Below are 13,043 nucleotides of genomic sequence, written 5' to 3' on the forward strand. Positions count from 1 at the left end.
CAGACTACAGAGAAATGATCAGCACTCATTGATCCAATGAGTGCTATCGAACACCTCGGGAACACCCCAAAAACACCAAAGAAGCACCTTAGACTGGCTGACGCTTGATATTCAAGGGACCAAAACCTTGGCAAGTTGGCATCATTTCGATGTAATTGATATTGACGTGGGCGGGCAACGTTGCAATCCAGAACGCTGTTTCAGCGATATCCACTGCTGTGAGTGGTACGGTTCCCTCATAAACCTTCGCGGCCGCCTCGTCATTGCCACGGAAACGCACATTCGAAAACTCAGTGCCGCCACACAGACCTGGCGCGATATTCGTCGTACGAACTCCCGTACCGACCATGTCAGCACGCAGATTTTTTGTGAATTGATCCACAAACGCCTTGGTTGCGCCGTAGACATTACCACCTGGGTAAGGTGTTGATCCAGCAATAGAGCCAATATTAATGATCATCCCTGTGTTACGAGCGACCATGTCTGGCAGGATCGCTCTGGTCATTGTGACCAACCCTTTGCAATTGGTATCAATCATCGTATCCCACTCATCTTGTGACGCCAGGTGAGCGGGCTCGGTGCCCAATGCAAGTCCTGCATTATTGACCAACACGTCGATCTCCTTCCACCCTGCTGGCAAACTCGCCAGCGCCTGCGCGATGGACGTTTTATCAGTGACGTCGAGTTGTACAGGCAACAAATGCTCACCCAATTCCGCCTGCAATGCAGAAAGACGATCAATCCGACGCGCTGCAGCGATCACGCGATGACCGTGTCGTACAAATTTCTTCGCTATTTCTTCGCCAAATCCTGAACTTGCACCAGTCACTAATACGATCATACAATTTCCTTTAAGACAATAATTATCGAGCAGAATGAAATTTACTGCAGCTATTCTAAGGGCTTTTACGCGTTGCAGCAGAAATGCACTCAGATTATCACCCCAATTGGTCATGCACCTCGACGCGGCTAATGCACCAACCTAAGTAGATTCCACATGCACCGAAAAGATCGCACGCTATGCTTGCCCATTCATAAGGCATCACGTAAAATCTGTGCACCATTTCGTCTCACGTGACTGGCGAAAACGTTGGCTGACTCTTATATGAACACCAACAAAAGATGGATATCCATCGGGAAGCGTGAGATTTCGGGGTCGAAAGACCCTCGCCGTGCGCCTGGGTAGCCTGATGGTAAATTTGTGAGGCTGCCACTCTACGACCACGTCCGACTGACACCTCATAGAAAACAATCACCGATCACGTTTTTTACATTAACAGGAAAATCAGGAAAGCCATGTTTGCTAAAAACCATACACTCGCCAATATCGATCCAGAACTGTACGCAACGATTCAACTGGAAAACCATCGCCAGGAAGAACACATCGAGCTCATCGCTTCTGAAAACTATACATCCCCAGCCGTCATGGAAGCCCAAGGCTCTCAATTGACGAACAAATACGCAGAAGGCTATCCAGGTAAACGTTACTACGGTGGCTGCGAACACGTTGACGTCGTTGAGCAACTCGCTATCGACCGTTTGAAGCAATTATTCGGTGCCAACTTCGCTAACGTTCAACCCAATTCCGGCTCCCAAGCCAATCAAGGCGTATTCTTTGCATTACTGAACCCAGGCGACACCATTATGGGTATGAGCTTGGCGGAAGGTGGTCACCTCACGCACGGTATGCCACTCAATATGTCTGGCAAATGGTTTAACGTCGTTTCTTATGGTCTCGATGCCAATGAAGATATCGACTACGACGCCATGGAAAAACTGGCACGTGAAGCCAAACCAAAACTGATCATCGCTGGCGCCTCTGCCTTCGCATTGCGTATCGACTTCGAGCGTTTCAGCAAAATCGCTAAAGAAGTTGGCGCGTATTTCATGGTTGATATGGCGCACTATGCTGGCTTGATCGCTGCTGGCGTTTATCCAAACCCAGTACCGTTTGCAGACGTCGTTACATCCACAACCCATAAGAGCTTACGCGGCCCACGCGGCGGTATCATTTTGTCTAACGACGAAGCGATTGCAAAGAAAATCAACTCTGCGATTTTCCCAGGTTTGCAAGGCGGTCCATTGATGCACGTGATCGCTGGTAAAGCGGTCGCATTCAAAGAAGCCCTCACACCAGAGTTCAAAGCTTACCAAGAACAAGTCGTTAAAAATGCCGCAGCATTGGCAAAAACATTGACTGAACGCGGTCTGCGTATTGTGTCTGGTCGTACAGAATCCCACGTAATGCTCGTCGACTTGCGTCCAAAAGGTCTGACAGGCAAAGAAGCGGAAGCCATCTTGGGTTCTGCGCACATGACCTGTAACAAAAACGGTATTCCTAACGATCCACAAAAGCCAATGATTACATCTGGCATTCGTTTAGGCAGCCCAGCCTTTACAACGCGTGGCTTTAAGGAAGCAGAAGCGATCAAAGTAGGTCATTTGATTGCGGATGTGCTGGACAATCCTAACGATGCAGCAACAATCGAACGTGTGAAAGAAGAAGTCAAAAAGCTGACAACTGCTTTCCCTGTCTACGCGAAGTAAGTCGTAAGCAATGCATGAAAACGCCACTCGCTGAGTGGCGTTTTATTAAGCGCAGCACATGAGACCGATTGATCGTAACCCCTGAAAAATTACATCAGAAAGATACACGTACCTACATGAAATGCCCTTACTGCCATCACGACGACACCCAAGTGATTGATACACGCGTCTCAGAAGAAGGTAATGTCATGCGCCGCCGACGCCGCTGCGCGCAATGCGATAAACGCTTTACAACGTACGAGCGAATCGAATTGATCATGCCGGTCATCGTCAAGAAAAATGGTAGCCGGTCGGAATATGAATCGGCAAAATTACGCGCCAGTCTGATGCTTGCATTGCGGAAACGCCCCGTATCCGCAGAAGCGGTCGACAATGCGGTACAAAGTATCGAAGAAAAGTTACTTGCCAGCGGCGAGCGGGAAATCATGTCAGTCCAACTCGGTGAACTGGTGATGCGAGAACTCAAACGACTCGACAAAATCGCCTACATCCGTTTTGCCTCAGTCTATAAAAGCTTCGAAGACATTTCAGAATTTGCGGAAGCGATTCAAGAAGTCAATGTTGAGCATCGTGCTGCAAGCAAAACGAAAAAATAACATCAACTTGCTGTTGCGATGCCAGAGAAAACTTTCATCGCCCCCACTTAACTCTCGCTTGTTACTGCCGATAACAACACCAAGAACCATTCGGAGAATGCGATGAGCACGCCGATTATCCCGCCACTACCGCCTGCAACGTCCGTCAATGCTATTCCTACGACGACAGCGCCGCATGCCTCGTCGCAGTCAATCGCGCCACTCGCTGAATCAGGCACCGTCGTCGAACTATCGACACTCGCACGCATTCAAAACTTGCTCCAAACAGATGCGCAAGCGCAATTGGACCTCGCGAATCAACCTGCAACAACAGCGGAGATCAACGCGCAAACCAACGCACTACAACAATTCAACAATATCGCGCTCGCCGCACTTGCCTACAATACGTCAACGAATACCCAAACGACTCAACCGCAAGCGACGACTGCACTCCAAAATACGTCGGATGCTGTGTTGAATAGCCAGGTTCAGACTAGCTTAACGAGCGAAGCACTGCTCAGTGCAATTGCAGCTGAGAACGTTAACTCAGTCGCCGCAGAAATTCACCAAGCGCAACTCTTGCCATCGACATCGCCCTCAGTCAACGTATCCAGTCTCGGAAACGCACAGGTTCAGCAAGCGCCAGCAACAATTGACGAGACCATTGCGACACCCGCCACACTCACTGTGACGCCTGCTTTATACGCGACCGCAATGTCGAACAACCCTGCTATTTCGGCCGCCATTGCAGCCTATCACTTAAGCGACGGCATGATTGCGCACGCGAGTGACCCCGTTAGTAGAAAACACCAAGACGAGACCTTGATGGTCAAAGGAATTTCAATCGTCGATGCAACGGAGAAAATGAAAGAAGACGACGCCCAGAGTCGCGCGGCGCGTGAGAGACCATCATTATGGAAGCGTGTCATGCATTTAAAAAACAAATTCCTGCAACGCTTCCCTAATCAAAAAAAGAAAAAACGTCTAGCTAAGCAGCCGTGACGAGTTAGTCGCTTTATGGACGCAAATAGGCGTATCCTGCGTACTGTTTCTTAACCACCTCTCCGGCGCCAGAGGGTACGTAAGTGACGACTGGATTCATATCCTCAGGTGTGAGCTTCATCCCTGCCATCGTATTCTGGCACGCATTCAATACAATACCATCCGCCTTGGCCTCTGTAACACGCGCCGCGGTCACCGCATTTGCCTTTAACATCGCAATACCTGGGCCAAAAGCAACAACCTCAATCTCGACGTGATCAGCACCGAGATCGCGCTGGATATTTTTTACATTACTCAGCGCCATTTGCCATTTGCGCGGATCATCGTCACTGACTTGCACCACGACTTTCATTTTGGCATCGTTATTCAGACCCGCCGCACCGGCAGAACTCGCTTGAAGTGCGCTGACCGCTAACACACAAGTAGCAACGAGAGAGACCCATTGACGCATACACACTCCTTTTCATCGTGATAATAGGACCAAGTCCTCAATGCCAACAACGTCCATTCTACTCGGTTGCAAAATAGATCAGTGCAATCACAGGCAAAGAAAATCCAAAGCAAGACGCCAACCACCAGCCACCATAAGCGTAAGCCCACGCACCAAGGGCTGAGCCTGCGGCGCCACCCATGAAAAAGGTGGCCATGTAGACGCCATTGAGACGAGAGCGATGTTCCGCCCCTAACGCAAAAATCGTTCGCTGTCCCAAGGTGAGATTACCCGATACGCCAAAATCCAGCACGATTGCTGCCACAACCAACAGTCCGAGCGCCCATGACGAGCCCGCAGGCGCAATGTGCGTCATCAAAAATGCCCCCGCAACACAAAGCATCGCGACGCAGGTAGCTGGGCGTGTCCAGCCCTTATCAGCGAGACGCCCGGCAATCGGCGAAGCAACAGCGCCCGCCACACCAGCTAAGGCAAACAAGGCAATACTGGCTTGCGACAAATGAAAAGAAGGGCCCGCCAACAATAGAGGTGTTGTCGTCCAGAACATACTGAATGCGGCAAACAAGCACGCATGATAAATGGCGCGGCGACGTAAAGCTGGTGTGTGCAGCGTCAGATGCCACATAGATTGCAGCAATTCAACGTAGCGAAGTTTGGCGACAGGAACACGCGTTGGCAAAGCGCGGGATAACACCACCGCCAGCAGGACCATGATGACCGTCGACACATAAAATACGACATGCCAAGAGGATATCTGTGTGATAAACCCAGCGACCGGACGCGCCAGCATAATCCCCATCATTAAGCCACTCATGACATTACCAACTACTCTGCCACGAATGGCTTCGGGGGCCATATGGGCGGCGAGCGGCACTAAAATCTGAACAGCGACCGATCCCACACCGATACAAAAAGCGGCGATCAAAAATAAAAGGGGCGTACTCGCCGTCGCGGCACCTACTAGCGCCACCGTCCCTAAGACCATCGTCCCTAGGATTAATCGGCGGTTTTCAATCAAATCACCCAATGGAACAATCAATAACAGCCCGACGCCATAACCAATCTGCGTCAGTGTAACAATCAACCCAGATGCTTTCGGATCCAAACCAAGGGCCTGACTGATCGGCCCGACCAATGGCTGCGCATAATACAAATTAGCGACAATCAATCCACAGGAAACAGCAAGCAAGAAAGTCATCCATGTACTGATGACTGGCATGCTATGAAATGCGTCATTAGCTTGTTGGATAGGTGGTTGCGTTGCAGGAGATGCCACAGAAGCGGCCGCGGGAGACTGATGTGGTGATGCTGACATAACTAACCTCAATTCGGGGAATCGCCATTCTTATTGCAACAATGCACATACAGAGCCACTGTAGAGCAACTGTAGAGCAGTTGCAGCGTACATTGATCAACATGGTAAGAAGCGGCGAAGATGGATGCCCATTCTAGAACAAATCGACAATTAATTCTGAGGACGAGAAATTTGCCCCCTGTCGCCCGTTTCCAGCAACAATTGTCGGGTCAGTTCTCCCAACAATTGAAGTGCACGTTCCATATCACGCCCCCAAGGACGGGCAATATTGAGCCGCAAGAAATGCGCAAATTTATCGGCATTCGAAAACATGGCCCCAGGCGTGAAGGATAGTCCCTGTGCGACTGATCGACGCAGCAAGACAAGCGTATCGACCTCTTCTGGCAAGGCGATCCACAACCACCAACCACCCGCTGTGCTGATGAGCTGCGTCCCCGAGGGAAAATAGGCTTGTACAGCACGTGTCGCAAGTGGAATGGTGGCGGCGAGACGCTCCCGCAATTTTCGCAAGTGACCATGCATCGCACCACTTTGCATGAATTCCGACAGAACTCTTTGCTCAACGAGCGGCGTGACCAAAGACAGACTCAGTTTCAGTGCCGCAATTTTGGCGTGAAATCGACCTCCTGCCACCCAACCAATCTTGAATGCAGGAGCCATACTCTTGCTGCAAGAACCACAATAAATCACACGCCCATGTCTGTCCCACGATTTCAGTGGCTGAGCGCGCTCAGTGAATGCAGTGGATGGTGCGACATCGGCGAACACATCATCCTCAATCACCGCAAGATCCCATTGTTCAGCCAATTTAAGCAGTCGCTTTTTATTCTTGACGGGCATGTGGCATCCCAGTGGATTCTGAAAATTGGGCATGACCACAATGGCTTTGATGCCAGACTGATGTTCGAGCACGTAGTCCAACGCTTCCATACTCATCCCGTCTTTCTCCGTACAGGGAATCGCAATGGCGCGCATGCCTAAATTCTCGATTACTTGTAATAAACCAAAATACACTGGCGACTCAACGACCACCGAATCCCCCGCTTGCGCAACGGCTCGCAGTGCGATACTCAACGCCTCTGTCGATCCATTCGTTACCAACAGCTCCGATGGATGCACTTCCATATTGAATATCGAAAACCATTGCACCAATTGCTCTTTGAGCGCAGGCAAACCCGTACCTGTCGGGTATTCGCCCAGCATCTCTGGATGCTGCCTCAACAATCGTTGTGCAATCTTCGATAAATCAGCGGTGGGATACCATTCTGGTGCGGCACTAGCGAGGTGCAGTCCCCATTGCAAAGGCTGCTCTGTCAATAAGTACAGCTCTGACATTCTATGCTGCAAAGAACGTAATTTATCGTAAGAGACAGGCTGAAGTGCCTCACGATTCGCTCGCTGTCTCGCTGAGGCATCTGCGTGCAACGCAGTATTTGCAGTGCCGCTATCACGCCGCCGCATTTTCCAGTCGGCGACAAAGATTCCTGATTTTGCGCGCGCTTCTACGAGCCCGACCTGCTCAAGATGCCGATAACAACGAATGGCGGTAGAAACACTCACATGATGCAATGCCGCCAAGGAGCGCACTGAGGGCAGGCGCTCGCCGATCGGGTAGTGTGATGAGGTAATTTCTTGCGCCAACTGCGCTGCGAGTTGCTGATAACTGTACTGCATTACAGATTCCTTTGAGAGCAATCTGTACAGCATAAACGACTGCACACCTGTGTGCAAACGAAGCGCCCACAATCAGTACACTCTCTGCATGAAAACATCCATCTCCCCCACATCACCGACAGTAACGTCAGCAACGACGAAAGCTGATTCGTTACTTTCACATGCCAAAGACTATTTCCCAGCAATACTTGCCGGAATGATCGCGGTCTTGATTTCTTATGCTGGCCCCATGCTACTTATGCTGCAAGCAGCACAAGCGGCGCATCTGAGCGACGCGCTTAGTAGTTCATGGCTATGGGCTGTTTCAATTGGTTCAGGCCTATGCGGAATATTGCTCAGCTATCGCTATCAGATACCAGTCATTTGTGCCTGGAATACACCTGGCGCCGCACTCCTCGTTTCTTCACTCGTGACCGTTTCTTATCACGACGCAATTGGGGCCTATCTGGTTGCAGGTGCCCTCACCTGCTTTATTGGCTTGACGGGTGCCTTTCAAAAAATCATGGCAGCCATTCCCAAAAGTGTCTGTTCAGCGATGCTTGCAGGCATTCTTTTTCGATTTGGTGTGGAGGTATTTGCTAATGCACGCAGCGAGGTCGCAGGCGCACCGATACTTACTGCCATCCTATTTATCGCGTATTTGATTTTTAAACGGCAAACGTCACGCTATGCCATCGTCCTCACCTTATTCACTGGCGTGATATTGAGTATGGTATGTGGATGGGGTCAGTCGACTGCGATCTCCGGCGCGCACTCTCCGAACTGGTGGTCGCTGTCCCTCACCACACCAGTATGGACCATGCCAACATGGACTCTTAGCTCCACTGTTAGCATTGGCCTTCCCTTGGCACTTCTTTGCCTAACGGGACAACAAGTACCCGGTGTTGCCGTATTACGTGCCGCAGGCTTTGAGAAGGCCCCCGTGAGCCAGCTCATCAGTGCCACGGGGGCGGCAAGTTGCCTCCTTGCGCCTTTTGGCTCCCATGGCATCAACCTCGCCGCGATCACAGCAGCCATCTGCACTGGCCCAGAAGCCCACCATGAAGCGAACAAAAGGTGGATCGCCGGTATCGCTTGTGGCATTTTTTACGTGATCATTGGTTGTTTTGCAGGCTCACTCAAGGGACTCTTTTTATTGCTTCCACATGCCTTGGTCACCACCGTCGCGGGATTGGCATTAATGGGCGCAATACAAAATGGCCTCAGTCAAGCCATGGCGCTTGCCGAAGAACGTGAAGCTGCCCTCATTACCTTTATTGTCACTGCATCGAATATCACGGTACTGGGCTTGGGTTCGGCGTGCTGGGGAATTTCACTCGGCCTGCTGAGCTATGTCGTACTGAAACCGCGCAAAATACAAGACAACACCGCGGTCACTCAGTCGCCAATACGATGAAGAACAAGGAATAATCAGCAATAAAAAACCCGCGACAAGCGTTCGTCGCGGGTTGTTGAAACGCCTTCTCGATGTTAATCGAGTTTAAACACAGCAACTGTCGTCGCTAAGTTGTGCGCTTGTTGTTGCAAACTCTGTGCTGCTGCGGCGGCTTGCTCAACAAGTGCCGCATTTTGCTGCGTCATGTCATCCATGTCAGCAATCGCGCCATTCACTTCGCCAATACCGGCACTTTGCTCTTCACTCGCAGAAGCGATCTCAGCAATAATATCCGCCACGCGCTTAATCGCTTGTACGATCTGCTCCATGTTTTTACCAGCGTCGTCTACCAATGAACTTCCGACATCGACTTTCGATACAGAATCACCGATCAACTCTTTAATTTCTTTCGCGGCACCTGCAGAGCGTTGTGCAAGGTTGCGAACCTCTGAAGCAACCACGGCAAAACCACGTCCCTGCTCACCGGCACGCGCTGCCTCCACAGCGGCATTCAGCGCCAAGATATTTGTCTGGAAGGCGATACCATCAATCACACCAATGATATCGACGATCTTACGAGAGCTGTCTTTGATGGAACCCATGGTCTCAACAACACGCGCAACGACCTCGCCACCTGACAAGGCAACAGAAGACGCGGCCAACGCCATTTGATTTGCTTGACGCGCGTTGTCGGCATTGTGTTTCACGGTCGCCGTTAACTCTTCCATGGTACTTGAGGTCTCTTCTAATGAACCTGCTTGCATTTCTGTCCGCGAAGACAAATCAGCATTCCCTGCAGCGATCTCACCCGACGCGCCTTTGACCGATTCACTCGCATGGCGAATTTCAAACAAAACAGAGGCGATCTTATTCACAAACCGGTTAAACGCCGCTGAAATTTGCGCCAATTCGTCATGCCCCTCTTCATTTAACCGCTGCGTCAAATCACCTTCACCAGAAGCAATGTCAATCATCGCGTCACGCACTGTTTCCATGCGTTTTAAGGATTTCGTAATCAAGAACGTCAAGACCAAGAATGCAGCAACCGATAACACAACCGCAGTAATTGCCGATGACACCAGCAAAGCATCCAACATTTGCGTTGCCTGTGTCTTATCCAAGACGATGACGAGTAACCACTCTGTACCCTCGATCGGCGTCATATACAGCAAGCCATCACGACCGTTAATGCGCATCTCTTTACCACCACCGGATTTGGCGATCTCTTCAAGGCTATCGACAGACAATGCTTCATCGACATCCTTCAATGGCTTGAGAATCAGATCTTTATTCGGATGCGCAATGATATTTCCCTTGCTCTTATCAACCAAAAACGAAAAGCTATCAGGCGTTGGCTTAATGGCGTTCACGCTATTGATCACAGAATCCAGAAGCACATCAGAGGCCACGACAGCGCTGGTCTGACCACTCACGCCGACAGCCTCCGCAAACGTCACCAACAGTTTGCCAGTACTGGCGCTAGTGTACGGTGCTGTCAAAACAGGCCCAGCGATTGACGAGGCTTTTTTATACCAAGGACGTGCCGTTGGATCGTAATCCGCAGCACGTTTGCGTTCTTCGGAAAAAACAAAGTGCTTATCTGCATAGCCGATATACGACAAGTCAAAACCACCTGCCATTTGCGCCGCTTTCACAGCAGGCAGCGGATCTGGTGACTCGACGGCTAACTTAAGGGAAGAAACAACCGTTTTTTGTGATTTAGCCCAATCGGCAATCGACAAAGCACTTTTTTGCGAGAGCTGCGACATTTGCGCATTCATCGACTCAATCATGCGTGATTTGGTGGTGTAGAAGTTGGCGATGACCACGGCGATCATGCCTAAAATCATCGTTGAAACACAAATGGCAATCAGTTTTTGGCGTAAAGATAAAGAATTCATAGTTAATTCCTAAAATGAAACGTTTTCTATTCACTTCACATAACGTCAAAACGAGGTGAAAGTATCAGCCTCGAACGATTCAGCATGGTCATCACCACCCACCTCAATGACCACTCTTCAACGGGTGCTAACACGAAGACAACATCGGATGTTAACTTCGGATGTCAACGTCACCAATCAAGGTCACAAATCAAGGTCACATATCGACGCACCATAGCGGTACCCAATGTTAGCTTGACATCTGAGCTTGCGATTGAAGCACTCAAGCATTCAACAACACAACGATTGTATAGCGACTCGGTCTTCGTGATGTTGGTTAGCGTGTTAATTGGCAACAAAAGATATTGCGAATTTATTAAAATTAATCAATACACGAACGCGCTGCACCACTGTGCGATGAGCACTTCCGACGAAACCATGAGAGAGCAGCATCAAGTGAAAGAACGGCTGCTCGTAGTCAACGACGGATCTCTTTGCAATGACTACTTATGCATCGTAGTCAATGGAGATCTCTGCTACAAGTGAAAATAAGAACAAGAAAACGCCTGAATAGTGACTCAGGGCAAGAGGATACCATGAAGACAAAAAAACTTACCTAAAGTCAACAAATTGAAGTATGCGACAAAGAGAGGTCGCGGATGATATTGCATTCTTAGCATATGGCGACAAGCCATCACACCTATTCCGGCATCGCCTCTCCCACCCCACAGAGCAGACGGCCAGAAATAGGTCGCACCGACAATATGGGAGATTACTCGTACCAGCCGCCGCCCAACGCCTTATAGAGCGCAATGAGTCCCGTCAAACTTTGGGTCTGCACTTGCAGAATTTGGTCTTGCTGCGCAGCGATGAGTTTTCGGTTGTCAATCAGTGCAAACTGACTGACCTCACCTGCGGCGAGTTGCCGCTGCAAGCGTTTTAGGGATTGCTGCTGTAAACGTAAGGATGCCAAGAGTTGTTGCCGACTTTCTTCATTGCGCCCTATTCGGTTCAGCGCCAGCTCAACGTCGTTCACGGCGTTTAACACCACCTTTTTGTAATTTGCTGAAGCGACGTCAAACGCTGCTTGGTTTGCTTTGACTTGGTTTTGCAAACGTTGACCATTGAAAATGGGGAGCGTAAATTGTGGACCAATGCTCCAATTGCGGCTCGCCGTTTGCAATAAGTTATCAGACTGAACCGAAGACCAGCCGGCATTGCCCACTAACGAAAATCGGGGATAGAGTTCACTCACTGCTACACCAACATCCGCACTTGCCGCAGCGAGGTCACGTTCGGCCGCGCGCACGTCGGGGCGATGCGACAATACATCGGCAGGAATGCCAATCGCTGGTGCCTGTGGAACCGCTAAAAGCGCACGTTGCGTACCCAATCGCTGCTCAAGTTCAGGCAGAGACAAGGTCGTTAAATTACTCAACGCAACGAGACTTTGTTGCTGCATTTGCTGAAAATTAGGGAGCGAAGCGAGGTAATTATCTCTTTGCGTTTCTACTCGCTCCACATCCAGCTGACTTGCTTCTCCATGCTGGTGTGAAAGGCGTGTCAACCGAAGCGCCTCGTTGTAATTTTCTGCGTTTTCTTTCGCTACTTGCCAGCGCTGCTGTACCGCACGCAATTCAATGTAATTTCGGGCAACCTCGGCCACCAGCACCAGTTGCACATCCTGCAAACGCTGCGCTGACGCCTGGGCACGTGCATTGGCGGACTCAGACACGCGCTGCTGATGCCCCCACAAGTCGATCTCCCATGATGCATCAAATCCAATCTGACGATTGGTGAACTCGACTAATGGATGCTTTAAGGGAACGTTAGCAAACTGTTCGCCATTCTGGCTAAGCGTATCCTTTGTGACACGACCCAATGCCTCTAGCGTCGGTGCTGACGCGCCATCCTGCACCGCTTGAAGGGCACGCGACTGACGCAATCTCGCATCTGCCATCATGACATCAGGATTCTTTGCCACCGCATCGGCGATCAATCCATTGAGTTCGGCATCACCGAGATTTTTCCACCACGCTTTGATCTGTGCTTCACCCGCTAAGGAAGGCGGCAGTGACGTACTGAACGATGTCGGTAATGAACTCACAGGAGCAACATAATCTGGCCCGACTGATTTGCAGCCTGCAAATGTCACACAAACGCTCATCGCACCAACAAGTAATAAATTATTTTTCATGGCTGATTTCATCTTAACAGGGCAAAC

The 13,043-nt window shown here is 50.2% G+C and carries 10 protein-coding genes and 1 riboswitch; of the genes, 4 read left to right on the forward strand and 6 right to left on the reverse strand.

The annotated features are described in order from the left end of the window. Window positions 1-88: 88 nt before the first annotated feature. Window positions 89-841, reverse strand: coding sequence for an SDR family NAD(P)-dependent oxidoreductase (locus ACO0K2_RS16890; RefSeq protein ID WP_423020962.1), 753 nt, complete (start codon window positions 839-841; stop codon window positions 89-91). A gap of 223 nt (window positions 842-1,064) precedes the next feature. Beyond that, window positions 1,065-1,191, forward strand: a riboswitch (ZMP/ZTP riboswitch). A gap of 105 nt (window positions 1,192-1,296) precedes the next feature. On the opposite strand from ACO0K2_RS16890, the gene glyA reads away from it, so the two are divergent. The 3 genes from glyA (at window position 1,297) to ACO0K2_RS16905 (ending at window position 4,124) form a co-directional block, all read left to right on the forward strand. Then, window positions 1,297-2,547 (forward strand): serine hydroxymethyltransferase, encoded by a 1,251-nt coding sequence (glyA, locus tag ACO0K2_RS16895; RefSeq protein ID WP_423020964.1) that lies wholly within the window; start codon window positions 1,297-1,299, stop codon window positions 2,545-2,547. A 116-nt stretch (window positions 2,548-2,663) separates the two neighbouring features. Further along, window positions 2,664-3,143, forward strand: coding sequence for a transcriptional regulator NrdR (nrdR, locus tag ACO0K2_RS16900; protein ID WP_423021029.1), 480 nt, complete (start codon window positions 2,664-2,666; stop codon window positions 3,141-3,143). A gap of 102 nt (window positions 3,144-3,245) precedes the next feature. After that, window positions 3,246-4,124 (forward strand): hypothetical protein, encoded by an 879-nt coding sequence (locus tag ACO0K2_RS16905; protein ID WP_423020966.1) that lies wholly within the window; start codon window positions 3,246-3,248, stop codon window positions 4,122-4,124. A 13-nt stretch (window positions 4,125-4,137) separates the two neighbouring features. Here ACO0K2_RS16905 and ACO0K2_RS16910 read toward each other — a convergent pair whose 3' ends face one another. The 3 genes from ACO0K2_RS16910 to ACO0K2_RS16920 all read right to left on the reverse strand — a co-directional run bounded on the left by ACO0K2_RS16910 (window position 4,138) and on the right by ACO0K2_RS16920 (window position 7,564). Then, the gene (locus ACO0K2_RS16910; protein ID WP_423020968.1) at window positions 4,138-4,575 is read right to left on the reverse strand and encodes a DsrE family protein; all 438 of its coding nucleotides are present in this window, start codon (window positions 4,573-4,575) and stop codon (window positions 4,138-4,140) included. Between the two features lie 58 nt (window positions 4,576-4,633). Then, a complete protein-coding gene (locus ACO0K2_RS16915; protein ID WP_423021031.1) occupies window positions 4,634-5,794 on the reverse strand; it encodes an MFS transporter in 1,161 nt (386 codons plus the stop codon). Window positions 5,795-6,040: 246 nt separating this feature from the next. Next, complete coding sequence (locus ACO0K2_RS16920) at window positions 6,041-7,564, reverse strand: PLP-dependent aminotransferase family protein (protein ID WP_423020970.1); 1,524 nt, start codon at window positions 7,562-7,564, stop codon at window positions 6,041-6,043. A gap of 88 nt (window positions 7,565-7,652) precedes the next feature. Here ACO0K2_RS16920 and ACO0K2_RS16925 point away from each other — a divergent pair, with 88 nt between their 5' ends. Next, complete coding sequence (locus ACO0K2_RS16925) at window positions 7,653-8,960, forward strand: benzoate/H(+) symporter BenE family transporter (RefSeq protein ID WP_423020972.1); 1,308 nt, start codon at window positions 7,653-7,655, stop codon at window positions 8,958-8,960. Between the two features lie 74 nt (window positions 8,961-9,034). Here the strand turns inward: ACO0K2_RS16925 and ACO0K2_RS16930 are convergent, their stop codons facing one another. Both ACO0K2_RS16930 and ACO0K2_RS16935 read right to left on the reverse strand, forming a co-directional pair. After that, entirely contained in the window at window positions 9,035-10,840 is a 1,806-nt protein-coding gene (locus ACO0K2_RS16930) for a methyl-accepting chemotaxis protein (RefSeq protein ID WP_423020974.1), read from the reverse strand. Window positions 10,841-11,591: 751 nt separating this feature from the next. Continuing rightward, the gene (locus ACO0K2_RS16935) at window positions 11,592-13,016 is read right to left on the reverse strand and encodes an efflux transporter outer membrane subunit (RefSeq protein WP_423020976.1); all 1,425 of its coding nucleotides are present in this window, start codon (window positions 13,014-13,016) and stop codon (window positions 11,592-11,594) included. Window positions 13,017-13,043 lie beyond the last annotated feature (27 nt).

The organism is Undibacterium sp. MH2W (genome assembly GCF_049340215.1).
GTDB lineage: Bacteria > Pseudomonadota > Gammaproteobacteria > Burkholderiales > Burkholderiaceae_D > Undibacterium.

Excerpts from the sequence above, each read along its gene's own strand:
- ACO0K2_RS16890 (WP_423020962.1), bottom strand. The coding sequence starts at position 841 with ATGATCGTATTAGTGACTGGTGCAAGTTCAGGATTTGGCGAAGAAATA.
- glyA (WP_423020964.1), top strand. The coding sequence starts at position 1,297 with ATGTTTGCTAAAAACCATACACTCGCCAATATCGATCCAGAACTGTAC.
- nrdR (WP_423021029.1), top strand. The coding sequence starts at position 2,664 with ATGAAATGCCCTTACTGCCATCACGACGACACCCAAGTGATTGATACA.
- ACO0K2_RS16905 (WP_423020966.1), top strand. The coding sequence starts at position 3,246 with ATGAGCACGCCGATTATCCCGCCACTACCGCCTGCAACGTCCGTCAAT.
- ACO0K2_RS16910 (WP_423020968.1), bottom strand. The coding sequence starts at position 4,575 with ATGCGTCAATGGGTCTCTCTCGTTGCTACTTGTGTGTTAGCGGTCAGC.
- ACO0K2_RS16915 (WP_423021031.1), bottom strand. The coding sequence starts at position 5,794 with ATGCCAGTCATCAGTACATGGATGACTTTCTTGCTTGCTGTTTCCTGT.
- ACO0K2_RS16920 (WP_423020970.1), bottom strand. The coding sequence starts at position 7,564 with ATGCAGTACAGTTATCAGCAACTCGCAGCGCAGTTGGCGCAAGAAATT.
- ACO0K2_RS16925 (WP_423020972.1), top strand. The coding sequence starts at position 7,653 with ATGAAAACATCCATCTCCCCCACATCACCGACAGTAACGTCAGCAACG.
- ACO0K2_RS16930 (WP_423020974.1), bottom strand. The coding sequence starts at position 10,840 with ATGAATTCTTTATCTTTACGCCAAAAACTGATTGCCATTTGTGTTTCA.
- ACO0K2_RS16935 (WP_423020976.1), bottom strand. The coding sequence starts at position 13,016 with ATGAAAAATAATTTATTACTTGTTGGTGCGATGAGCGTTTGTGTGACA.